Genomic DNA, 20,600 nt, shown 5'->3' on the forward strand with positions numbered 1-20,600 from the left:
ATGCGGCAAGTCAAGCAGGGCTAGCATCGGCTCCGCTATGCGAGCCGACACGCGTGCAAGCCCGTGCTCAATTTTCCTGCTGAATTCCTTATTCATTCCTCTCTGAGATCCCACGTCGGCCGCCGCCCCAGTCGCCGGCAGGAGATTGGCGCGCGAGAGGCTGGGCTCCCCCAGCCTTCGGTTGCGACGCGCGACCGTTAAGCTGCAACCACGTTGAGAGCTTCGCCTGTGAGGTCCCTTATGACCTGCCAACGGATGGCCGGTTCAGAACCGAGCAGCCATCTGATGTGCGCAGACCTGAGCGTAATCCCTGCGCATTGGCTTGTTATAGCAGGTGGTCGAGAGTTTTAGCCGCGGCGAGCTGAGTTCAGGGGCTTCCTCGTCCGGCGATTTGGGAACGTTGAGTCGCGAAAATGAAGTGGCCCGCTTGTGGAAGCGGGCCACGATTGCCTGGTTGGCTGGGGCTTAGTGATGGCCGCCGCCACCGCGTTCTTCTCCGCCGTGGCTGCTACCGCCACCGGGGTGACCGCCGCCCTGGAATCCGGCGCTGTGTTCGTTGGTTGGCTCGTGGCCGGCGTTGCCTACGTGGCCTTGCGGGTCGCGGGCTTCGTTGCCGTGGAAGTGGTTGAAGGCCTGCTCGTTTCGCTCGGGCATTGGACCTGCGTATCCGTGGCGAGGATCGTAGCGGTTATCGACGTGGCCGTAGAAGTTGCCGTGGCCGTGATACCAGGGACCGGCGCCGATGAAGACTCCTCCCGTAAACCAGTCGGGTCCGTAGTAGCCATAGGGAGCACAGGGATATGGAGAGTAGTCAAAGTATCCGTACGGGCATACAGGAGCGGCTCCGATGCTGACGGAGATCTGGGCGGGTGCTGCGGAGACGCTGCTCACCAGCGCAACGGCGAGAGCAGAGAGGGCGAACGACTTGCTTAGGTACATGTGTTTCTCCTGAATCACTTTATTTCGATTCCTGAGGAGAGGGGTGAGTTGTTCGCGGCACCGATTTGTTGGTGAGTTGGAAGATCAGGCGGCGAAGAGTTGCTCATAGCAGGGTAGTCGGTGTAGTCGCCTGCGGTTACGGATGCGATCACGGAGTGGGGGAACGGGTTGTTACAATTTAGGTTTGGGCGTTTGTTTCTCGAGGGATTAATACGGATGTTGCGATTTTCTACGGCGGGAGAGAGCCACGGGGAGAGCCTGGTGGCGACGGTGAGTGGGATGCCCGCGGGTGTGACCGTGGATCAGGGGTTTGTTGATCGCGAGCTGTGGCGCCGGCAGAAAGGTTATGGACGCGGTGGAAGGATGCGGATCGAGCGGGATTCGGCGCATATTCTGAGCGGCGTGCGGCATGGGAAGACGATCGGGTCGCCGATTGCGATGGTGATTGCGAATAATGATTGGAAGAACTGGACGGAGATTTTGCCGGTGGAGGCGGGTGATCCGGGCAAGCATAAGGCTGTTGCTTCGCCGCGGCCGGGGCATGCGGATTTGGCAGGGAGTTTGAAGTACGACTTTCCGGATGCGCGGTACGTGCTTGAGCGGGCGAGTGCTCGGGAGAGTGCAGCGCGGGTGGCGGCGGGTGCGGTGGCGAAGATGTTGCTGCGGGCTTTGGGGGTGGAGGTTGCGAGCCATGTGATCCGCGTGGGGAAGGCGGAGCTTGGACGGGCGGCGGCTTGGGAGGAGATTGCGGCGCTGCAGTTGAAGGACGAGGTTTTGTTGAACTGCGTGGATGCGGAGGCCGAGGCTGCGATGAAGGCTGAGGTGGATGCGGTGTTGCGGACGGGCGATACGGTGGGCGGGGTGTTTGAGGTGGTGGTGCATGGTCTGCCTCCGGGTGTGGGGACGCATGCGAATTGGGATGAGCGTTTGGATGGGTTGTTGGCGCAGGCGGTGATGAGTTTGCAGGCGGTGAAGGCGGTGGAGTTGGGACGGGGAGTGACGGCGGCGGAGTCGGTGGGCTCGGCGGTGCATGATGCGATTGGATATGAGGGTTCTGACCAAGCGTTCACGAAGTTTTCGAGGGAGCAGAATAATGCTGGCGGGATTGAGGGCGGGATTTCGAACGGCGAAGATGTGGTGGTGCGGGGGTATTTGAAGCCGATTTCGACGTTGAGAAGGCCGCTGGGTTCGGTGAGTTTTGAGACGCGTGAGCCGGTGAAGGCTGCGTATGAACGGAGCGATGTTTGTGTGGTTCCGGCGGCTGGGGTAGCGGCGGAGGCGATGGTTGCGCTGACGGTGGCGCGGCTGGTGGTGGAGAAGTTTGGCGGTGACTCGCTGCGTGAGATGCAGCGAAATTTCAATGGCTATTGCGAGCAGATTCGAGCGTATTGAGTGACGACAAAGGCGACTGAGAAGAAGACGAAGATTCATGAGGTGGTGAAGTGGCCGGATCCGGTGTTGGCGAAGCCGGGTGCGGTGGTGACGGTGTTCGATGCGAAGCTGAAGAAGCTGACCGAGGAGATGTTCGAGTCGATGTATGCGGCGCAGGGGATTGGGCTGGCGGCGCCGCAGATTGCGATCTCGCAGCGGATTACGGTGATCGATGTGAGCTTCAAAAAGAATCCGGAGGAGAAGATTGTGCTGATCAATCCGGAGATTATTGAGCGCGAAGGCAAGCAGTTGGAAGAGGAAGGGTGCCTGAGTTTGCCGGAGATTCGCGAGAAGGTTTCGCGTGCGGAGTGGGTGAAGGTGAAGGCGCAGGATTTTAGGGGCGAGTGGTTTGAGATTGAAGGTACGGAGTTGCTGGCGCGGGCGATGCAGCATGAGATCGATCATCTCGATGGGGTCTTGTTTATTGATCGGCTGAGTAGGTTGAAGCGGGATCTGGTGATTCGGAAGATTAAGAAGCTGATTAAGAACGGCGAGTGGTAATGTGTCCTGCCGGACGGGCCCCTGCGCGCGGGGCGGCCACTTCGTGGCATGTGTACCGGTTGCCGCAGGGCGCGAGGTGGTGGGCCTCCCGATGGTCGGAGTAAGATTTTGTTTCCCGAGCATCGCTCGGGCCTGGGATGCGGATCTGGCAAGACAGGGTATACGCGTCACGAAGTGACCGCCCTCCGCGTAGGAGGCCCGTCCGGCAGGACAGAGGATTATCAAAATGAAATTAGTTTTTGTGGGACGCCGGAGTTCGCAGTACCTACGCTTGAGGCCGTGATTGCGGCTGGGCATGGGGTTGCGCTGGTGGTGACGCAGCCGGATCGTGGGGCGGGGCGCGGGCTGGAGGTGCATGTTCCTCCGGTGAAAGAGGCAGCGTTGAAGCATGGATTGCCGGTGGTGCAGCCGGAGAAGATCAAGAACAATGCGGAGTTGCGCGCGCAGTTGGAGGGGATTGCGCCGGATGCGATTCTGGTGGTGGCGTATGGGCGGATTATTCCGCAGTGGATGCTGGAGCTGCCACGGTTCGGGAATATCAATCTGCATGGGTCGCTGCTGCCGAAGTATCGCGGAGCGGCTCCGATTCAGTGGGCGGTGGCTTGCGGTGAGTTGGTGACCGGTGTGACGACGATGCGGTTGGACGCGGGGCTCGATACGGGCGATATGCTGCTGGCGGCGGTGTGCCCGGTTGGATTGGAGGAGACGGCGGTGGATGTGTATGGGTGCCTGGCTCCGTTGGGGGCGGAGTTGATGGTGGAGACGCTGAAGAGACTTGAGGCAGGGACGATCTGTCCGGAGGTGCAGGATCATTCGCTGGCTACGCTGGCTCCGATTCTGAAGCGAGAGGATGGGTTGGTGGATTTTTCGCGCTCGGCGAAACAGGTTTATGACAGGTGGAGAGGGTTTCAGCCCTGGCCGGGGGCACATACGACGCTGCGGGGAAAAAGCTGATTGTGTCGAAGATGAGGATCGGTAGTGGGCGCTCGGTTGCTGCGGGGCAGTTGCTGGTGGATGGTGAGTTGATGTTGGTCGGTTGCGGCGTTGGGACGGTCGCAGAGTTGCTTGAGGTGCAGATGGAAGGGAAGAAGCGGATGAGTGCTGCAGAGTTTTTGCATGGGTATCAAGTGAAGAGCGGCGAACGGTTGGGGATATGAAGGACGAGTCGAGGTCGGGAGTGGGGAAGCCGAAGTCGGGTAAGAACGTTGCGCGGAGTTTGGGTGTGGGAAAGTCTGGCGGTGGGAAGTTAGTTTCGGGTAAGGCGGTGGTGGCGCGGAAGAGGCCTGTGTCGGCGGGGCCTACGGCTTCGGTGGAGGCTGCGGTAGCAAAGATCACGCCGGCTCGATTGGCTGCGTTTGAGATTTTGAAGTTGGTGGGGGAGAACAAGGGGCATAGCGACGAGTTGCTGCATTCGGCGCGGGTGGATGGGTTGTCGCCGGAGGATCGGAATCTGACGACGGCGCTGGTGATGGGAGTGCTGCGATGGCAGATCGCGCTCGATGCTCGGGTGCGTGGGTTGTTGCAGAGGCCGGAGCAGAGGCTGGCGGAGCCGGTGGCGATTGTGCTGCGGATGGGGGCGTTTCAGTTGTTGCATCTGGAGAGGATTCCGGCACATGCGGCGCTGAGTGAGAGTGTGGAGTTGTGCAGGGCGGCGGGTGAGCCTCATGCGACGGGGATGGTGAATGCGGTGCTGCGGAAGTTGGCGGCTAAACCCACATCTCAAGATCGAGATATGGGGCATCCGAGGCCTGGGGTGCGGATTCATGCGGCCGGTCTCCCAGAGACTGCGGCGGCGTTTGCGGAGAGGCTGGGGCATCCGCGATGGCTGGTGGAGCGATGGGTGGCGGCTTACGGGCGCGAGGCGGCGTTGAAGATCTGTGAGGCAGATCAGCAGGAGCCGGTTGAGGGTGGGATGTTCGCGGAACGTGGAGGGGATTGGCCGGTGATGGATGACGGGTCGCGGCTGGTGGCGGAGATTGCTGCTGCTGCTGTGCCGGGAGCGAAGAGAGTTTGGGATTGCTGCGCTGCTCCGGGCGGGAAGACGCTGGTTCTGGCGAAGCGGATGGGTGGCGCGGAGATCGTGGCGAGCGATGTGAGTGCGAAGCGGCTGGCGCAGACGGAGGCGAGGCTGCGGCGATATGCGTATGCGGAGCGCGTTGGGTTTTCGGTTGCGGATGCGGCGGATGGAAAGGGTGTTGCTGGGGAGTTTGATTTGATACTTTGCGATGTGCCTTGCTCGGGGACGGGGACGATGGCGGGGAATCCGGAGATTCGGCATCGACTGAAGGTGGAGGAGTTTGCTCGGCAGGCGGAGAGGCAGAGGGCGATTTTGAAGGAGCATTGAAGCGGCTGGCTCCGGGTGGGCGGCTGGTTTATTCGACTTGCTCGCTGGAGGCGGAGGAGTGCGAGGGTGTGGTGGATGCTGTTGTTGGTGGTGGCGGGGTGTTGAGGGTTCCGGTGGATCGGGTGATGGTGGAGCTTTCGGAGCGTGGGGTTTTGAGTGCGGGAATGCCTTCGGCGGTGCGGGATGGGGCGCTTCGGACGCTGCCCGGAGTGCATGGGGGCGATGGGTTTTATGCGGTGGTGTTGGAGCGGGCTTAGGAAGACGGTTCGCGCATCCGCGCGAATGCCCACATCTCAAAATCGAGATATGGGGCGCCCGGCAAAGAGATGTTTGGAGTTCCATCTACGCCAACGACTACTTAGTCTTTGAGATCCGCAAATCGAGTCTCAACCAAACGCAGAATGACTGCAAAAATCATCGCGGTCGATACCCCGAACATGAGTGATCCATCTGCTGCCTCGAGTGGTCCCAGCAACCTCCATGAGGGCGACATGATCACATCACCATAGCCGAGCGTTGAATAGTTCACCGCCGAGTGATAATAGGCGACTCCAAACTGCTGGAATTCCCCGCAAATCATGAATAACTTCGCCCAGACGGCGACTTCAATCAGGTGTGCCGCGAATGCGAATGACATTACCAGTACAACGATCGTGAGATCGATCCGGTACCTCGTGCCAGCACGGCCGAGTTTTGTCTCCCAACGAAAGAAGTTCACTACTGCGCCCAAAGCCAGAGCGTGGATGAAGATTGTACAAAGAACCGCGCCGGCACCCACGGCCAAGGGAGTGATGATCGAAACTTGATGAACCTCGGTCATTTGGCTTGTCTTGGTATCTTTGGCTGTCTTGATAATAGACAGGGCGGGCAACGGCGCCATTACATAAAGTTAGTATTGCACGCGCCGCATGGTGTCAATACAGTGCCTTTCGGGCTTGGCGGACGCTTAGCTTGAAAGATGCGAGCAGACTTTTCTTCAGATCTTCAGGCTTCAGATCTTCAGGTCTTCAGCAAAAAGTCCGTAACAAAAGTCGTTGTGATAGTCGGAATCGTTTCTCACGCGAAGTTTCAGATGATTGTGAGCCTTTAGTCAGTGAGGGTGATGTGGACTGGGTCGCCTTTGACGACGCGGTGGCCGGCGGCCGGGGTTTGCGCGATGACGGTGCCGATGGAGGAGACGGTGTGGGCAATCGGTTCGGTGAAGGATGGCGTGGTGGCGCTTGGTGGGGATTGAGATGTGAGTGGGGCGGAGTCTGAGGTGGAGTTAAGGTTGAGGTCTTCGGCGCTGGCGATGTGGAGGCCGGCGGAGGCGGCTCGCGCGGCGGCGGCGGTGAGTGTGAGGCCAGCGAGGGAGGGCATGACGAAGGCTTGGGCGGAGCTGGTGGTCTCCGGGTCGCTGAGGAGGAGGCTAACGCGGGGGCGGTCGACGCCGACTGCGTTGGGGGTGGGGGTTTGGGCGATGATGACGCCGGGTTCGCCGGGGGCGGCGATGTGGGAGACGGCGCCGAGTTCGAGGCCGAGGCGGCGGATGTTGATGGTGGCAGTGCGTTCGGTCTGGCCAAGGAGGTCGGGGATGGCGACTTGTTGGGCGCCGAGGCTTTCGGTGACGCGGACAGGCCACTCGCGACGCACGGTGAGGTTAGGGGCGGGGGATTGTGCGAGGACGCGGCCGGGTGGGGTGTTGGGGGAGTAGAAGCGGTTTTCCAAGCTGAGGACGAGGCCGAGGGAGCTGGTTTTTTTGCTGGCTTCGGAGAGGGTGAGGTTGGTGAGGTCGGGGACTTTGACCTCGTGACCGTGGATGGCTAGGCGCATGGTGATGAAGGCGGAGACGAGCGCGACGGTGAGCATCGCGAGGGCGCCCAGAACGATGTTGAAGAAGCGATTGATGCTTCGGGTGACTTTTCTGGGGATCCTTAGCTTCATGCGTTTTCAGAGTATAGCGGAGGCCGGTTAGAGGCTGTCTTGCCGGACGGGCCCACTCCGCGTGGGGCGGTCACTTCGTGACTTGTGTACCTTGCCTTGGTGGGTTATCGGCGTTGGGGCCTCCGTTGGTCGGCTTCAGATCTCTCTTCCCGAGCATTGCTCGGCCTCGGGTCGCTGATTGGTCGAGACAGGGTATACGCGTCACGAAGTGACCGCCCTGCGCGTTGCGGGTTCTCTCAGTATTTGAAGCGGTAGCGGAGTTCGCCGAAGATCTCTCGGGGATCGTTGAAGTGGAAGCCGCCGAAGGTGAGACTGTTGTCTAGCAATACGCGGCGGTTGGCTACGTTGGTTGCGGTGACGGACGCGGTGAGTTTTTCGTTGAAGGTTTTGCCGATGGAGAGGTCGAAGGTGGTGTGCTCGGGGAGATAGGGGTTGGGGTAGCGTGGGTCGGCGGGTGGGCCGTTGGGATCGAAGCCGCCGTTGGTGAAGCCGGAGCCGTAGTAGACGTTGGTGGAGGCGGTGGTTCGCCAGGGCAGAGTGGCGTTGAAGCCAACGTTGAGGGTGTTGCGCTGGTCGTGATCGACGGGGGTGTAGCCGGGGTCGACGTCGCACTCGGCTGAGGTGGGAGGAGAGCAGATGAGACCGCCGGTGATGGCTCCGCGCTGCTGGGCGATCTGGTTGGAGTAGGCGAGATGGGCCTGGCCGAAGTGCCAGAGGCGCGGGCTGCGGAGGCTTAGCTCCCAGGCGCGGACTAGAGCGCCGTCGACGGTGACGGGGAAGTAGATGCTGGAGTCGCCGATGTTGGAGTGGTCGAGGAAGTTGTTGACGCGGGTCTTGAAGGTGTCGGCGTCGAGGAGCCAGCCGCGGAGGGGATTTGAACGCCGAACTGATGCTCTTCGTCGCGTTCGCCGTGGAGCGGGGCGAAGCTGGTGCCGGTGCTGAGAGCGAAGTTCTGGAGGTTGCAGGTACCGGCGGCGATGGCCGCTGGGGTGCAGCCGAAGGTGAGCAGAGGCGGGGGCTGATAGAAGCGGCCGTAGAAGCCGCGGAAGACCCAGTTGAGTTTGGGGATGCGGAGGGCTACGCCGAAGCGCGGGTCGGTTTCGTTCTCGGTGAACTCGGCCTGAAAGTGGGTTTGGCGAAGGCCGGCGATGAGGGTGAGCCAGGAGGTGGCCTTGTAGTTGTCGGAGATGTACTCCTCGATGACGCCGCCGGAGGCTGAGTCGGGGGTGGAGAAGGGGGCGTGCCGCTGCCGTCGTTGAAGATTGCGCCGAATAGGTAGTTGTCGCGCTGGCCGAAGGAGTAGAAGCCGGCCTGGATGGTGTTGCGCGCTACTTCGGTGGTGATGTTGGCTTGTGCTCCTGCGTACGTGGAGCTTCGGTCGGAGGTGGTGGCCACGGGGATGTCGTTGGGATTGGATTCGTAGTCGGCGCGGTTGTAGTGGAAGAAGGGCGAGACCTGGAGGACGGTGGCGGGGTTGAAGGTGTGAAGCCAGGAGAAGGCTACGGTGCCGTCGAGCTCGTGCTGGCCGTCGCGGAGGCCGCTGGATTGAAACTGCTGGTTCCCGGGGCTGTTGGGGTCGGGGTCGTAGGGGATCTGGAAGTAGTCGGCGCGTAGCTGCGTGATGAGACGGAGCTGGTCTTTGGGAGTGCGATTGTAGAGCAGGGATGCGAAGCCACCGTAGCCGTTGGTGGCATCATGAATAACGACTCCGGTGGGTGGGGAGAGGCCGTAGTCGCTGCGATTGCCGGTGAGGCTGGCGTAGTAGGCGAACTTTTCGGTGTGGTCGCCGAAGTTGAGTTGGTCGTTGGTCTGGAGGAAGCTGCCGGCGGAGAGGATGAGCTCGGCCTGGCGGTTGCGCTCGAAGCCGGTGCGGGGGACGACGTTGAAGACGCCGTAGGTGCGGTCGCCTACGTCGGAGGTGTAGCTGCCGCGCTGGATCTCGATGTAGTCGATGTCTTTTGGATCGATCTGGGCGCCGAGGTTGGAGGCGATGTTGGTGTTGGGGATTTGTACGCCGTCCAGGAGCCAGGAGACCTGGTGGCCGCCGCGCATGTGGAGCATGTCGTGGGTGATGTAGGCGCCGGGGACGTAGTCGGTGATCATGGCGAGAGAGTTAGTGCGGTCGGCGCCGGGGGTTTGTGCGATTTCGTCGCGGCTGATGAGGGTGGTGGGGGTTACGGTGTTGATGTTGGCCGTGTTCGCGTCGGTGGTGACAGAGGTGGTTTGCTCGATGGTGCCGAGGTGAAGTTCGATGTGGAGGATGGGGGCGGTTTCGGAGGCTAACGTGAGGGTCTGCTTGGCTGTGTCGAAGCCTTTCTGCGAGATGGTGATGGTGTAGTCGCCGAGGGGAGAGATGGGATGGTGAAGGACCCGTCCTGTGCGGTGTCGGTGGATTTGGTGAAGGCGGAGTTGTTGGCGTGGAGTTCGATGGTTGCGCCTGCGATGGGGCGGTGCTGGGGATCGTGGACGACGCCGTGAAGCTGGCTGAAGATAGTGGCTCGAGCCATGACGATGCTGAGAAGTGACAGGAGACAGAGTAGTGCAAGCTTGCGCATGGGGCTTCGGACTTCCCTCGTCAGAGATGCTGACGGAGTTAGAGCTCTGGAACGAACGGCAGTGCTCCCGTTTTACTGCGGGAGGTGGGTCGGCTGCTGGTCGGGTCGCTTAGAGGGAGAAGGAGGGAGGGCCGCGCTTCTGGCGAGAGCGATCGAGGGCCACTCGGGCGCGGGCTTGGGTCTGGGTCTTGAGGGAGGGGTGGCTGACGATCCCGGCGAAGAGGAGGGATGCAGCGTTGCAGGAGAGATCTCCGTGCTGGATCTGAGTGACGGCGGCTGGGTAGGACGGGCACTTCTGCGGGATCGTCGAGACGTTGATGCCGGAGGAGTCTGGCTGCTGCATGTTCGCCATGCAGTGATGTGCGCCGTTCCGTCTGCAGCAGGCCGGGAGATTTGCTGCGCTGGCGGCTGTGAGGGCCAGCAGGGGCGAGATCAGCGGTGAGCTGAAGAGGAGAAGTAACGTGATGCCGATTAGGCGTCGCACGGTTTTATTGTAGCGGAGGTTTGTTGGTGGGGCGTCATTGCGGGTTGGGTGCGATCGCAAAGTGCAACGACAAAGACAGAGGCGAAATGGGGGATCCTTCGCTGCGCTCAGGATGACAGGCAGATGGGGCAGGTGGGCTCGATTCAAAGACAGGCAAATGCAAAAACGCTGGCGGGGAGAGGAGTTCATTCCCATCCATCGCGATGAGACGGCGATGGATGGGGCACCCTCTGGTTGGTGGCCGGGTTGGAGGAAAGGCAACGGCAAAGGCAACGACAAAGGCGAAATGCGGGGATCTCTCCACTGCGCACAGACGATGGGACCGTCTGTTGCTTCGGTCGAGATGACGATTCTTGGGTGCTTCGGTCGAGATGACGATTCCGTGGAGGGCGCTGGTGTGGTGGATATCAGCGGCGGTTGTCGGTGGCGGGTTCGGGGTGGATTAGGAGGCGGGAGACTTCGGGGCAGTCGAGTTTGAAGGCGTTTTCGAGGGCGGTGATGATCTCGTGGACGCGTGCCATGGGGAGGTCGTCGGGGAGGGTGCAGTGGCAGTTGACCTGGATGCGGTCGGCTGCGTTGTTGTGGGCGCGGGTGACGAAGACCTCGTGGATGTCGAGGATCTCGGGGAAGGCCTGGGCGCAGCGGCGGAGACGGACTTCGAGCTGGCGGTCGCGCTCGAGGGAGGCGGGACGCTCGATGGTGGCGGGTTCGCTCTCGATGTGGGTGAGGATGGTGGAAATCTCGGGGATCTCGCGGCGGATGTCGGACTCGAGCTGCGTGACGAGCGCGTGGGCAGCGCTGAGGGACATTTTCTCGTCCACCTCGAGGTGCTGCTCGACGTGGAGGGTGTGGTTGTATTCCTGCACGGCTACGTCGTGGATTGCCAGATTTGAGCGGGCGGCGACGGCGCGGATGCGGTCGTGGAGGCTTTCGGCGACGTGGGCGGTGGGGATGGAGTGGACGACGACGTCGGCGCCGGGGAGGTGGCGGCGAACGGCGGCGGTGGCGGCCATGGTGATCTGCTCGGAGCGCTGGAAGGTGAGGTTGCGGGGGAGGCCGAGGGTGAGGTCGGCGAAGTAGTTGGGGCCGGCGCGGCGGGTGCGGATGCGGTCTACGGACAGGACGCCGTCGATGGCGGCGATGTCGCGGGTCATGTCGCGGGCCTGGGCGCGGGTTTCGATGGGGGTGGCGTCGGTGAGGGCGTCGATGGTGCGGCGGGCGAGGTTCCAGGTCACGTGGAGGATGATGCCGGAGACGATGATGGCGGCGATGGGGTCGGCTAGTTCGAGTTGCGGGATGTGGAAACGCTTGCCGATGTAGCTGGCGGTGAGGCCGAGGAGGACAGCGATGGAAGACCAGATGTCGGTGTGGAAGTGGATGGCGTCGGCTTCGAGGGCTTCGCTCTTTGTTTCGGCGGCAATGCGGTGGAGCTTTCGGGAGCGTGTGAAGTCGACGGTGATGGAGAGCAGGAGGACGAGGAAGGGCCAGAGGGAGAATCTGAGCGCGAGATGTTCGCGGTGGGCGATGCGGTGGATGGCTTCGGAGAGGATCCAGACGCAGGAGCCGAGCATGAGGACGGATTCGATAGCGGCGGAGAGGCTTTCAATCTTGCCGTGACCGTAGGTGTGGTCGGCGTCGGCAGGGCGGTCGGAGACCTGGACGGAGAAGAGGGTGATGGCGGCGGCGATGAGATCGATGCCGGAGTGTGCGGCCTCAGAGAGCATGCCGAGAGAGCCGGTAAGGAGGCCGGTGAGTAGTTTGAGCAGGGTGACGGCGAAAGCGGCGAGGACGGAGAAGAGCGCGGCGGAACGCTTGGCGCTGTGAGGGGTCGCGGCTTGTTCGGGCTGGGCCGTTGTGCTCATCAGGACGATGGTACAGGGTTTTCGGGGCTCAGGGCTCTGGTTCGAAGGCGTGTTTCGGCGCGGAGGTAGAACATGATGGCCGCGCCGAGGAGCATGGGGATGCTCATGAAGAGAAGACCGCGCTGATAGTCGCCGGTGAGGTCTTTTGCGAAGCCGACGAAGTAGGGTCCGAGAAATCCGCCAATCATGCCGATCATGTTGATGGTGGCGATGCCGGCTGCGGCGGATCGCCCTTGAAAGAAACTTCCGGGCAGAGACCATAAGGGTCCCTGCATGGCGTTGTAGGCGATGATGATTGTGCCGATGGAGGCTACGACGCTGATTGGATTTGTCGAGAGGCTGCAGGCGAAGAAGCCGGCGGAGATGAGAAAGGCCCAGGGGATGATGTGCATGTAGCGCGGGTAGTTGCTGTCCGGCGTGCGGCATTGGACGCGGTCAGAGTAGACGGCGTTGAGAAGCATGGCGCCTGCGGCGAGGAGGCTGAGAGCGGCGATGATGAGGCCGACTCTGGAGGTGCTGAGATGCGTGGCGCGTTGGATGACATCGGGAGCGACGAAGGTGTAGGCGTAGGAGGAGCCGAGCATCAGCATCTGGAAGATGCCGACCTGCCAGATGCGCCGGTCGAGAAGGGTCGCGCCGAGGGCATGGCTATGCTCGCCGACGAGCGATGGGTCGTTGCGGACGTGGCGGATGATCCAGGTGCGTTCCTCTTCGGTGAGCCACTTCGCTTGCTGTGGGCCGTCGGGGAGAGCAAACAGAAAGACTATGCCGAGGAGAACAGCGGGGATGCCTTCGACGAGGAAGAGCCATTGCCAGCCGCGGAGGCCGAGGTGACCGTCGAGGCTGAGGAGTGGGCCTGCGACGAGGCCTGTGACGACGGAGCTGAGGGGCAGGGAGATGTAAAAGCGGCTGATGGTGCGGGCGCGGAGTTGCAGGGGGAACCACTGCGTGAGATAGAAGATGACGCCGGGGAAGAATCCGGCTTCGGCAACTCCAAGGAAGAAACGTGCGGTGTAGAACTGCCAGGGGGTGCGGACGAGCAACATGGCTATGGCAAGGATCCCCCAGCTGACCATGATGCGGGAGAGCCAGCGACGCGCGCCGAAGCGGTAGAGCAGAAGGTTCGAGGGGATCTCGCAGACGGCGTAGCTCAGGAAGAAGAGTCCCGCGCCGAGGCCGTAGACTGTGGCGCTGAAGTGAAGGTCGCGGTTCATTTGGAGAGAGGCGAAGCTGATGTTGACGCGATCCATGCAGGCTGCGCCGTAGCCGAGCGCGATGAGAGGGATCAGGTGGCGGGTAGCTTTGCGCATAGCGGATGCGCCGATGGCTGCGTCTGATGAGACTGGAGGCCCGTCGAGGATGGGAGGCGGAGTCGCGGCCATTGGAGTTTCATCTCATCGTGCGGGTGAACGTGCGATTCTTGGGGGGACTGAGGGAAATATATCACTGCCTGGAGCAGCGGACTTAGTGCCCGTTTCTTGTTGTATCGTCGCCTGATCGGATAAAAGGATCTGGAGGGTTCGATGTCAATGAAAGTTCGAAGTACTCTCGCCGCTACTGTGCTGGCGCTTATGCTTTTCGTCGCTGTTTGTCGCTCCAGCGGTCAGCAGAGAGCCTTGAGTGCGGATCAGGCGCAGGTTGTCGATACGGTAAAAGCGATCTTCTCGGCAGCTTCTCTGGATGATCTTGCGAAGTTTCATGCGGTAGTTGCCCCTGGGTTTTACATCTACGATGCGGGGGCGCGATTTGATGGGGAGGCGATCATGACTTTGATCAAGGCAGAACATGCGAAGGGGAGGAAGTATGAGTGGAACGTTACGGAGCCCGATGTGCATGTTCTTGGTGACACGGCTTGGATTGCCTACGTGAATAAAGGCGGCGTGACGGATGCGTGGGGGACTGTGGCGCAGGGTTGGCTTGAGTCGGCGTTTCTTGAGAGACGGGGTGGGGTCTGGAAGATCGTGTTTATGCATAGGACCCGGGTGGCTGCGGCTCTGCCAGCTTCCAGTGTGTCGAAACGATAGCGGAAGAGCCGTCAGGGTCTGGTGGCGTGATAGAGGCCGGCGGTGCCGAAGGTGTAGCTGGTCCAAGTGGGATTGGTGAAGCCGGCGGCTTTGATGAGTTGGAGCATACGCGGGGGGCGAGGGAAGCGTTCGACCGAGGCGGGGAGGTAGCTGTAGGCGGCGGGTTTGCCGGAGATGAGGCCGCCTAGCCTAGGGAGGATGGTTTTGAAGTAGAGGTTGTAGAGAGCGCCGATGAGGCCTTCGGGCTGGTTGGCCTCGAGGATGCCGAGCTGGCCGCCGGGGCGCAGGATGCGGTGGAGTTCGGCGAGGCCTGCCTCGTAGTTGGCAAGATTGCGGAAGCCGAAGGCGGAGGTGACCAGATCGACCGAGGCATCGGCGATGGGGAGGTGGAGGGCGTCGGCTTCGATGGGGAGGATATTGTGGGGGGCGAATTTTTCTGCGCCGCGGGAGAGCATCTGGTGGGAGAAGTCTATGGCGACGATGGGGGCGGCCTCGGGGGTGTGCGGGCGATGTTGGTGGAGCGCCATGGTCATGTCGCCGGTGCCGCAGCAGAGGTCGAGGGCGATGGCTTCCGGGTGTTGCAGGATGGGGCGGAAGAGTTTGGCGGTGCGGCTCCACCAGTAGCGGTCGATGCCGACGGAGAGGAGGTGGTTGGCGCGGTCGTAGGTGGGGGCTATGGTGTCGAACATCTGCTGGACGGAGGTGGCTGCGGATTGCTCGGTGGTGACACCGGCGGGGCGGGCTCCGGTGGAACGTTCGTGTTCGGGTTTTGTCGTTTGATCACTCATGAGTTGGGTGGTTTCCTACGTCGTGTGATGGCCCATGAGGGTGAGCATGGAGTTGGTGGCGGTGAGGAGTTCGGGTTCGGTTACGTTGCGGACGATTTCTACTTTGCCGATGGCGGTGGGGAGGACGAAGGAGCGGATGCCGCTGCGGTTTTTCTTGTCGCGGGATGTTAGGGCTACTAGTTTTTCGGCAGTGGCTTTGAAGGTGGGGAGCGGGCCGTAGCGGAGGATGAGTTTGGTGATGCGCTCGGCTTCTTTGGGCTTGATGGTTTTGCGTGCGATGGCTACGTTGAGCGCGGCGATCGAGCCCCAGGCTACGGCTTCGCCGTGGAGGAGCTGCTTGTAGTTGGTGGCGGCTTCGATGGCGTGGCCGATGGTGTGGCCGAAGTTGAGGATCATGCGGAGGCCGGATTCTTTTTCGTCTTTGCTGACGACGTCGGCTTTCACGCGGACCGAGGCGGCGACTACTTTCGTCAGGGCTTTGGTGTCGGCGTTTCGTTTTGTGTTGAGGATGGCTTCGGCGTTTTGTTCCATGTAGCGGAAGAGCTTCGCGTCGTAGATGACGCCGGCTTTGATGGACTCTTGGAGGCCGGCACGTAGTTCGACGGGGGCAAGGGTGCGGAGCAGGTTGGTGTCGGCGAAGACGGCTTGCGGATGGTGGAAGCTGCCTATGAGGTTTTTGCCTGCGGCGAGGTTGACGCCGGTCTTGCCGCCGATGGAGGAGTCGACCTGGGCGAGGAGGGTGGTGGGGATTTGAACGTAGCGGATGCCGCGCATGTAGATGGCGGCGAGGAAGCCGGTGATGTCGCCGATGACGCCGCCTCCGAAGGCGAGGAGGAGGGCGTCGCGGTCGGCTCCCGCGGTGGAGAGTTGCTGGGCGAGGGACTCGACGCTGGCGAGGCGTTTGTGGGATTCGCCGGGCGGGTGGAAGAGGACGGTTGGGGGTTCTTTGAAGCTGGCGAGAAAGGGTTTCGACCAGAGGGCCCAGATGTTGGGCGAGGTGACGATGAAGGGCCGGAAGGGTTTGCCGCGATTGAGCTTGAGGAGGCGAGAGTGAAGGGTGGGGAGGAGGTTTGGTGCGATGGTGACGTCGTAGTTCGCGGAGGGCGTGTTGACAGGGATGACAGGCACGGTGTGTCTATCGTATCGCACGCATTTTAGACGGGTTTGAGGGGAGTAGCATTGAAAGATGGAACGGTTCGACTTTTTGGTAATTGGGGCAGGGATTGCAGGTTTGAGTGCGGCGATTCGGTTGGCGGAGACGGGCACGGTGCTGGTGGTGACGAAGGAGGAACTGGCTGAGTCGAATACGGCTTACGCGCAGGGTGGGATTGCGGTGGCGATGGGGGCGAGGAAGATGTCGCACTGCATCTTGAGGACACGATGGCGGCAGGCGATGGGCTGGTGAATCGTGAGGCGGCGGCGGTCCTGGTGACGGAGGGTCCGAAGCGGGTGGACGAGTTACTGGAGTGGGGGACGGCCTTTGATCGATATCCAAGAGGTAAGAACGGGGTAGAGGGCGAGTTGATGCGGACGCGGGAAGGGGCGCATAGCCTGTCGCGGATTCTGCATGCGAATGGTGATGCGACAGGGAAGGAGATTGCGGTGTCGCTGCTACGACATGTGCGGGAGGCTGGCAACCATGGGGGGCGATCGAGTTGATGGAGTGGGCGACGAGTGTGGATTTAATGGTCGAGGGTGGGCGCGTGGTGGGGGCTACGCTGCTCGATGGGGAGGGCGGGCTGAGGGTGGTGCGGGCTGGGGCTGTGTTGCTGGCCAGCGGTGGCGCGGGGCAGGTCTACAGCGATACGACTAATCCTGCGGTGGCTACCGGGGATGGGATTGCGATGGCTTATCGGGCTGGGGCTGCGGTGAGCGATATGGAGTTCTATCAGTTTCATCCGACGGCGTTCAGTGAGCCGGGGGCTCCGCGGTTTTTGCTGAGTGAGGCGCTACGGGGTGAAGGCGCGTATCTGGTGAATGCGAAGGGGGAGCGGTTCATGGAGCGGTATCATCTGCTGCTGGAGCTGGCTCCGCGTGATGTGGTGGCGAGGGCGATTACGCGGGAGGGGATGGATGGGACGGTGTCTCTGGATATGCGGCATGTGAAGAAGGATTTGCAGACGCGGTTTCCGGGGATCTCGAAGTTTCTGGCGAAGTATCGGCTGGAGTTGGGGAGGGATCTGATTCCGGTGCGGCCTGCGGCGCATTATTTGATGGGTGGTGTTAGGACGGATGTGCAGGGAAGGACCTCGCTGCCGGGGTTGTATGCGGCGGGTGAGGCGGCGTGCACTGGGGTGCATGGAGCGAATCGGCTGGCGAGCAATTCTCTGTTGGAGGGTCTGGTGTTTGGAGCACTGGCGGCGGAGACGATGGTCGCCGAGACCCCACGGGATGAAGTCGGCTTGAGTGCGACGCCGCCGGTGGCTGCGAGTGCCCGCGTGACCTCGGAGGCGGCGACGGAGAGATGGATCAAAGAGCTGCGTGATTTGATGTGGAAGTATGCCGGACTGTTGCGAGATGCAGATGGTCTGCAGCAGGCTAAGCGCGGGCTGGCTGCGTTGGGGGCGGCTATGCCTAAGGGGTTGACTCGGCGGGCGGTGGAGGCGAGGAATCTGCATGTTGTGGCGGAGTTGATCGTGGCTTCGGCGCTAGGGCGCGAAGAGAGCCGGGGAGCGCATTTCCGGAATGACTTTCCGTTGCGGGATGAGGTCGCGAAGCACTCGGTGATGCAGCAGGGGAGGCTCGAGTTTGTTGCTTGATGTGTGTGTTTTTGATTGTGGAGCACTTTGTGAGTCGGCGGAGGTTTCGGCTTGAGTCGTGATCGGGGGCTTCAGCGCTTTGTTGCATCCGTTGGGGGCGCGATGGTCAGCTTTTGCGTGGTTGCGATAGGGATTTATTACAAGGTTGCGGATGTGAGGGTGAACGGAGCCTTTCATGGCGGCCCTGCTTCGCTGGCAGCCGCAATGGCAGGATTGTTTGGAGGCGGGATCGTTGCGGTGATGGTGCTGGTGTTTCTTTTGCGGTGGGGGAGTAGCCGGGTGGGCCAGGGGTGGAACCGTGATGAAGGCTGCGGGTAACTCGTCGGTAGAAGTACAGCTTGATTACAGGATCGTCAGGAGTATCGGAATGACGATACCGGCACTGAGTATGGCTGTGAGGAGGAGCCGTTTGCGGATGTACTTGTACGACATGTAAATGCCGGAGATGGTCGAGAGGAAGAGTCCGATGGAGACGAGAAGGAAGAAAATCTTCAGGGGCAGGGAGTTGTGTGGCTTTGGCGTGGAGACGTCTGCGGGTTTTTGCGATGAGTTGGGCCCTGGCTGCCCTGTGGTGATGGGAATAGATTGAGATTTGTCGGTGAGTTTGTCTTTGAGTTTATCGGGCGACTGGTCTGTGGACCTGGGCCGGTGGCGGGAGTTTTCTGACGGGGACAACCGTGGTCTGCTTCTTGTGGATCTGGCCGAGGGTGACGGTCCAGGCGGGTGGCTTGTAGCTGCTGTCGCGCGTGGTTTCGTGGAGGCTGAAGGTCTGGAGCGCTCCTGTACAGGCGAAAAAGAGTAGAGCTGGCGCGATGAAGACGCCAAGATAGAGGTGGACAAGGCGAGTGTATTTCAGGAGGGTGTGAGAAGAGGACATTAAGTCTTTTACACAGAGAATTGAAATGCGACAAATTTAATCTTATTTCGTTTGTGCTGGGATCGTTAGCAGAGCTTCCCGGTGTTGGAAGTATTCTGCCGTGTCAGGAGTGATAGAGCGATGGTGATTGCCAGGATGGTTACTATCGTGGCGAGCGAGACCAGAGGGCCTATCTCAATCCAGTGGGCGGCGAGCATCTTGAAGGCTGCGAAGGCGAGGACTCCGGCGAGGCCATAGTGGAGAAAGCGCAGCTTGGCGAGCAGGTGAGCGAGGAGGAAGTAGAGCGATCGGAGACCCATGACGGCCATGATGTTCGAGGTGTAAGCGAGGAACGGATGGCGAGTGATGGAGAGGACGGCCGGAATGGAGTCGAGGGCGAAGACGACGTCGGTGAGTTCGATGGCGATGAGGGCCAGGAAGAGGACTGTAATCATGCGTTGGCCACTCTCTAAGACGAAGAACTTGTCCTGACGAAGGCTGACGGGGTGGAGGCGAGAGAGCCAGGCGATCCAACGTGGAGTCTCGGTCTCTTTCTTTTCGGCGCCTGGGAGGACGAGCCGGATGGCGGCGATGAGCAGGATCGCGGCGAAGACGTAGCTGACCCACTCGAAGCGGGATAGGAGGCCGAGGCCGGCGGCGATGAACGCTCCGCGCATGAGAATGGCACCGAGGACGCCCCAGAAGAGGGCTTTGGGCTGGTTGGCGGACTCGATCTTGAAGACGCGGAAGAGAAGAAGAAAGAGGAAGAGGTTGTCGATGGAGAGCGACTCTTCGATGGCGTAACCGGCGAGGTATTGGGTGGCGGAGTGGCCGCCCATCGAGCGAAAGAGGAAGAGGGCGAAGGCCAGGGCGGCGGCGATCCAGAAGATGGTGGCGGCTACGGAGGTGGATTGCGTTTTGGAAGGGCCCTGTCGGCGAACGTAGAGAAGCTCGGCCCCGAGGAGGATGAGGATGAAGAGGTGAAAACCTATCCAGTGGCTGATGGGGGTCGCGTCGAGCATCTCTTTTGGATGCTACAGTGCGGGGCTCGTCGGGGGCTCGTCGGGGTTGCCGGGCTCGTCTGGGGAGGGATGGACCGAGCTTTCGGCTGCCGCAGCTTACGGCCTTGCCATGATGGACGGCTGGTTAGCGTGCGCCAGCGACCATCGAATAGACCGTGTAGACGATAATTGCGAGCGCCATCCACAGGAGGGAGGACAGGAACAGGCTGCGCGCGATATCGACTATGTGATGGGTCTCGAGGAAGCCGTCTGCATTGTCCTGACGAGCGGTGCGAGTGGTTAGTTCTCTGTATCGGTTGTGTATGTCTGCGTACGTTGGTGTCTGCATGGTCCCTCCTATCGGCCAAGACTAGGGGGAGCATTAGCCGGGGTGCTATCCCTCGAATGCCGTAGTTTGTAACTCGTTTGGGTCACAATTGGACCTGTTTTTGAGGGGATGGTACCGTTTTTCGGGGTTTTTGATGACAGGGTAGGCAGGATGGGGTAGGATTTGGCCGTATTCGGGCCACCTAAATTCAAATCATCGGGAGTATTTATGAAGATTGCAATCTGTTTGATGGCGGTTGCGGCAGGGCTGGCCGGTACACAGTTGGCTGTGTCCCAGGCAGCGCCACCGGCGGGATCTACGGGGATGTGCAAGGACGGAACCTACTCGACGGCTCCGAGTAAACAGGGGGCGTGTCGAGGCCACCAGGGGGTGAAGGAGTGGTATGCGGCGACGGCATCGACGGCTGCGGCTGCTACTGCACCTGCTGCTGCGGCTAAGACAGCTCCAGCTACTGCGGCCTCTGCGCCTGCTGCTGCGGCGTCGTCCGCACCGGCTACGGCTTCTGCTTCTGCTTCTGCTTCTGCTCCGGCTTCGTCGGGCGGAACATCGGGGAAGATGTCTCCCGCGCAGAAGGCGGCTGCTCGTCCACAGGCTGCGGGCGGCGGTCCTGGGTTGGTGTGGGTGAATACATCGAGCAACGTCTACCACTGTTATGGGACGGATTTTTACGGGAAGACGAAGGAAGGGGCTTACATGTCCGAGGCCGATGCGAAGGCTAAGGGCGCGCACGGGGACCACGGAAAGAGCTGCACCAAGTAAGTCCTCAGTTGATGGCTGGATCGAC

The 20,600-nt window shown here is 61.2% G+C and carries 23 protein-coding genes and 2 pseudogenes; 10 read left to right on the top strand and 15 right to left on the bottom strand.

Annotated features, from left to right (window positions below):
- Positions 1–465: 465 nt before the first annotated feature.
- Positions 466–939 (bottom strand): hypothetical protein, encoded by a 474-nt coding sequence (locus tag RBB80_RS15100; RefSeq protein ID WP_433969105.1) that lies wholly within the window; start codon positions 937–939, stop codon positions 466–468.
- A gap of 216 nt (positions 940–1,155) precedes the next feature.
- Here RBB80_RS15100 and aroC point away from each other — a divergent pair, with 216 nt between their 5' ends.
- The 5 genes and pseudogenes from aroC to RBB80_RS15125 all read left to right on the top strand — a co-directional run bounded on the left by aroC (position 1,156) and on the right by RBB80_RS15125 (position 5,472).
- On the top strand, positions 1,156–2,331 hold the full coding sequence (gene aroC / locus RBB80_RS15105) for a chorismate synthase (protein ID WP_433969106.1): 1,176 nt from the start codon (positions 1,156–1,158) through the stop codon (positions 2,329–2,331).
- Complete coding sequence (def, locus tag RBB80_RS15110; RefSeq protein ID WP_433969107.1) at positions 2,332–2,871, top strand: peptide deformylase; 540 nt, start codon at positions 2,332–2,334, stop codon at positions 2,869–2,871.
- Positions 2,872–2,919: 48 nt separating this feature from the next.
- Positions 2,920–4,028: pseudogene (fmt, locus tag RBB80_RS15115) on the top strand (methionyl-tRNA formyltransferase).
- Positions 4,025–5,215, top strand: a complete 1,191-nt coding sequence (locus RBB80_RS15120) for a transcription antitermination factor NusB (protein ID WP_433969109.1) — start codon at positions 4,025–4,027, stop codon at positions 5,213–5,215. Before fmt ends, RBB80_RS15120 begins: the two are co-directional and overlap by 4 nt.
- On the top strand, positions 5,212–5,472 hold the full coding sequence (locus RBB80_RS15125; protein ID WP_433969111.1) for a hypothetical protein: 261 nt from the start codon (positions 5,212–5,214) through the stop codon (positions 5,470–5,472). The genes RBB80_RS15120 and RBB80_RS15125 overlap by 4 nt, the downstream gene beginning before the upstream one ends.
- A 101-nt stretch (positions 5,473–5,573) precedes the next feature.
- Here the strand turns inward: RBB80_RS15125 and RBB80_RS15130 are convergent, their stop codons facing one another.
- From RBB80_RS15130 to RBB80_RS15165, 8 genes are all read right to left on the bottom strand, one after another.
- A complete protein-coding gene (locus RBB80_RS15130) occupies positions 5,574–6,095 on the bottom strand; it encodes an ion channel (protein WP_433969113.1) in 522 nt (173 codons plus the stop codon).
- A 206-nt stretch (positions 6,096–6,301) separates the two neighbouring features.
- Positions 6,302–7,138, bottom strand: a complete 837-nt coding sequence (locus RBB80_RS15135) for a PASTA domain-containing protein (RefSeq protein ID WP_433969115.1) — start codon at positions 7,136–7,138, stop codon at positions 6,302–6,304.
- A gap of 236 nt (positions 7,139–7,374) precedes the next feature.
- Positions 7,375–8,301 (bottom strand): TonB-dependent receptor domain-containing protein, encoded by a 927-nt coding sequence (locus RBB80_RS15140; protein ID WP_433969686.1) that lies wholly within the window; start codon positions 8,299–8,301, stop codon positions 7,375–7,377.
- Positions 8,216–9,532, bottom strand: a complete 1,317-nt coding sequence (locus RBB80_RS15145; protein WP_433969687.1) for a TonB-dependent receptor plug domain-containing protein — start codon at positions 9,530–9,532, stop codon at positions 8,216–8,218. Before RBB80_RS15145 ends, RBB80_RS15140 begins: the two co-directional genes overlap by 86 nt.
- A complete protein-coding gene (locus tag RBB80_RS15150) occupies positions 9,418–9,693 on the bottom strand; it encodes a carboxypeptidase-like regulatory domain-containing protein (RefSeq protein WP_433969117.1) in 276 nt (91 codons plus the stop codon). Before RBB80_RS15150 ends, RBB80_RS15145 begins: the two co-directional genes overlap by 115 nt.
- A 109-nt stretch (positions 9,694–9,802) precedes the next feature.
- Positions 9,803–10,177, bottom strand: a complete 375-nt coding sequence (locus RBB80_RS15155; protein ID WP_433969118.1) for a hypothetical protein — start codon at positions 10,175–10,177, stop codon at positions 9,803–9,805.
- 407 nt (positions 10,178–10,584) lie between these two features.
- Positions 10,585–12,039 carry a cation diffusion facilitator family transporter gene (locus tag RBB80_RS15160; protein WP_433969120.1) on the bottom strand — a complete coding sequence of 485 codons (1,455 nt, stop codon included), beginning with the start codon at positions 12,037–12,039 and terminating at the stop codon, positions 10,585–10,587.
- Positions 12,039–13,421: an MFS transporter gene (locus RBB80_RS15165; RefSeq protein ID WP_433969121.1), complete on the bottom strand. Its 1,383-nt coding sequence runs from the start codon at positions 13,419–13,421 to the stop codon at positions 12,039–12,041. Before RBB80_RS15165 ends, RBB80_RS15160 begins: the two co-directional genes overlap by 1 nt.
- 141 nt (positions 13,422–13,562) lie before the next feature.
- Here RBB80_RS15165 and RBB80_RS15170 point away from each other — a divergent pair, with 141 nt between their 5' ends.
- Entirely contained in the window at positions 13,563–14,063 is a 501-nt protein-coding gene (locus RBB80_RS15170) for a nuclear transport factor 2 family protein (protein ID WP_433969123.1), read from the top strand.
- A gap of 11 nt (positions 14,064–14,074) precedes the next feature.
- On the opposite strand, the gene ubiE is transcribed toward RBB80_RS15170, so the two are convergent.
- Together ubiE and aroB are read right to left on the bottom strand one after the other, a co-directional pair.
- On the bottom strand, positions 14,075–14,851 hold the full coding sequence (ubiE, locus tag RBB80_RS15175; RefSeq protein ID WP_433969125.1) for a bifunctional demethylmenaquinone methyltransferase/2-methoxy-6-polyprenyl-1,4-benzoquinol methylase UbiE: 777 nt from the start codon (positions 14,849–14,851) through the stop codon (positions 14,075–14,077).
- Positions 14,852–14,866: 15 nt separating this feature from the next.
- Positions 14,867–15,979 carry a 3-dehydroquinate synthase gene (gene aroB, locus RBB80_RS15180; protein WP_433969126.1) on the bottom strand — a complete coding sequence of 371 codons (1,113 nt, stop codon included), beginning with the start codon at positions 15,977–15,979 and terminating at the stop codon, positions 14,867–14,869.
- 58 nt (positions 15,980–16,037) lie between these two features.
- On the opposite strand from aroB, the pseudogene RBB80_RS15185 reads away from it, so the two are divergent.
- The 3 genes and pseudogenes from RBB80_RS15185 to RBB80_RS15195 all read left to right on the top strand — a co-directional run bounded on the left by RBB80_RS15185 (position 16,038) and on the right by RBB80_RS15195 (position 17,928).
- A pseudogene (locus RBB80_RS15185) lies at positions 16,038–16,510 on the top strand (FAD-dependent oxidoreductase).
- Positions 16,511–16,536: 26 nt separating this feature from the next.
- On the top strand, positions 16,537–17,610 hold the full coding sequence (locus tag RBB80_RS15190) for an L-aspartate oxidase (RefSeq protein ID WP_433969689.1): 1,074 nt from the start codon (positions 16,537–16,539) through the stop codon (positions 17,608–17,610).
- 51 nt (positions 17,611–17,661) lie between these two features.
- Positions 17,662–17,928, top strand: a complete 267-nt coding sequence (locus RBB80_RS15195; RefSeq protein ID WP_433969128.1) for a hypothetical protein — start codon at positions 17,662–17,664, stop codon at positions 17,926–17,928.
- A 24-nt stretch (positions 17,929–17,952) separates the two neighbouring features.
- Here the strand turns inward: RBB80_RS15195 and RBB80_RS15200 are convergent, their stop codons facing one another.
- The 4 genes from RBB80_RS15200 to RBB80_RS15215 form a co-directional block, all read right to left on the bottom strand.
- Entirely contained in the window at positions 17,953–18,285 is a 333-nt protein-coding gene (locus RBB80_RS15200; RefSeq protein ID WP_433969129.1) for a hypothetical protein, read from the bottom strand.
- On the bottom strand, positions 18,227–18,487 hold the full coding sequence (locus RBB80_RS15205; protein ID WP_433969130.1) for a hypothetical protein: 261 nt from the start codon (positions 18,485–18,487) through the stop codon (positions 18,227–18,229). Before RBB80_RS15205 ends, RBB80_RS15200 begins: the two co-directional genes overlap by 59 nt.
- A 65-nt stretch (positions 18,488–18,552) precedes the next feature.
- On the bottom strand, positions 18,553–19,488 hold the full coding sequence (locus RBB80_RS15210; RefSeq protein ID WP_433969132.1) for a TerC/Alx family metal homeostasis membrane protein: 936 nt from the start codon (positions 19,486–19,488) through the stop codon (positions 18,553–18,555).
- 124 nt (positions 19,489–19,612) lie between these two features.
- Positions 19,613–19,816 (bottom strand): hypothetical protein, encoded by a 204-nt coding sequence (locus RBB80_RS15215; RefSeq protein ID WP_433969134.1) that lies wholly within the window; start codon positions 19,814–19,816, stop codon positions 19,613–19,615.
- A gap of 207 nt (positions 19,817–20,023) precedes the next feature.
- Between RBB80_RS15215 and RBB80_RS15220 the strand changes: the two genes are divergently transcribed.
- On the top strand, positions 20,024–20,575 hold the full coding sequence (locus RBB80_RS15220; protein WP_433969136.1) for a DUF3761 domain-containing protein: 552 nt from the start codon (positions 20,024–20,026) through the stop codon (positions 20,573–20,575).
- Positions 20,576–20,600: the final 25 nt, after the last annotated feature.

Origin of the sequence: Tunturiibacter gelidiferens, from assembly GCF_051013345.1 — a bacterium.
Taxonomy (GTDB): domain Bacteria; phylum Acidobacteriota; class Terriglobia; order Terriglobales; family Acidobacteriaceae; genus Edaphobacter; species Edaphobacter gelidiferens_A.

Excerpts from the sequence above, each read along its gene's own strand:
- RBB80_RS15100 (WP_433969105.1), bottom strand. The coding sequence starts at position 939 with ATGTACCTAAGCAAGTCGTTCGCCCTCTCTGCTCTCGCCGTTGCGCTG.
- aroC (WP_433969106.1), top strand. The coding sequence starts at position 1,156 with ATGTTGCGATTTTCTACGGCGGGAGAGAGCCACGGGGAGAGCCTGGTG.
- RBB80_RS15120 (WP_433969109.1), top strand. The coding sequence starts at position 4,025 with ATGAAGGACGAGTCGAGGTCGGGAGTGGGGAAGCCGAAGTCGGGTAAG.
- RBB80_RS15130 (WP_433969113.1), bottom strand. The coding sequence starts at position 6,095 with ATGGCGCCGTTGCCCGCCCTGTCTATTATCAAGACAGCCAAAGATACC.
- RBB80_RS15135 (WP_433969115.1), bottom strand. The coding sequence starts at position 7,138 with ATGAAGCTAAGGATCCCCAGAAAAGTCACCCGAAGCATCAATCGCTTC.
- RBB80_RS15150 (WP_433969117.1), bottom strand. The coding sequence starts at position 9,693 with ATGCGCAAGCTTGCACTACTCTGTCTCCTGTCACTTCTCAGCATCGTC.
- RBB80_RS15160 (WP_433969120.1), bottom strand. The coding sequence starts at position 12,039 with ATGAGCACAACGGCCCAGCCCGAACAAGCCGCGACCCCTCACAGCGCC.
- RBB80_RS15165 (WP_433969121.1), bottom strand. The coding sequence starts at position 13,421 with ATGGCCGCGACTCCGCCTCCCATCCTCGACGGGCCTCCAGTCTCATCA.
- RBB80_RS15170 (WP_433969123.1), top strand. The coding sequence starts at position 13,563 with ATGTCAATGAAAGTTCGAAGTACTCTCGCCGCTACTGTGCTGGCGCTT.
- ubiE (WP_433969125.1), bottom strand. The coding sequence starts at position 14,851 with ATGAGTGATCAAACGACAAAACCCGAACACGAACGTTCCACCGGAGCC.
- RBB80_RS15190 (WP_433969689.1), top strand. The coding sequence starts at position 16,537 with ATGGTCGAGGGTGGGCGCGTGGTGGGGGCTACGCTGCTCGATGGGGAG.
- RBB80_RS15205 (WP_433969130.1), bottom strand. The coding sequence starts at position 18,487 with ATGTCCTCTTCTCACACCCTCCTGAAATACACTCGCCTTGTCCACCTC.
- RBB80_RS15210 (WP_433969132.1), bottom strand. The coding sequence starts at position 19,488 with ATGCTCGACGCGACCCCCATCAGCCACTGGATAGGTTTTCACCTCTTC.
- RBB80_RS15215 (WP_433969134.1), bottom strand. The coding sequence starts at position 19,816 with ATGCAGACACCAACGTACGCAGACATACACAACCGATACAGAGAACTA.
- RBB80_RS15220 (WP_433969136.1), top strand. The coding sequence starts at position 20,024 with ATGAAGATTGCAATCTGTTTGATGGCGGTTGCGGCAGGGCTGGCCGGT.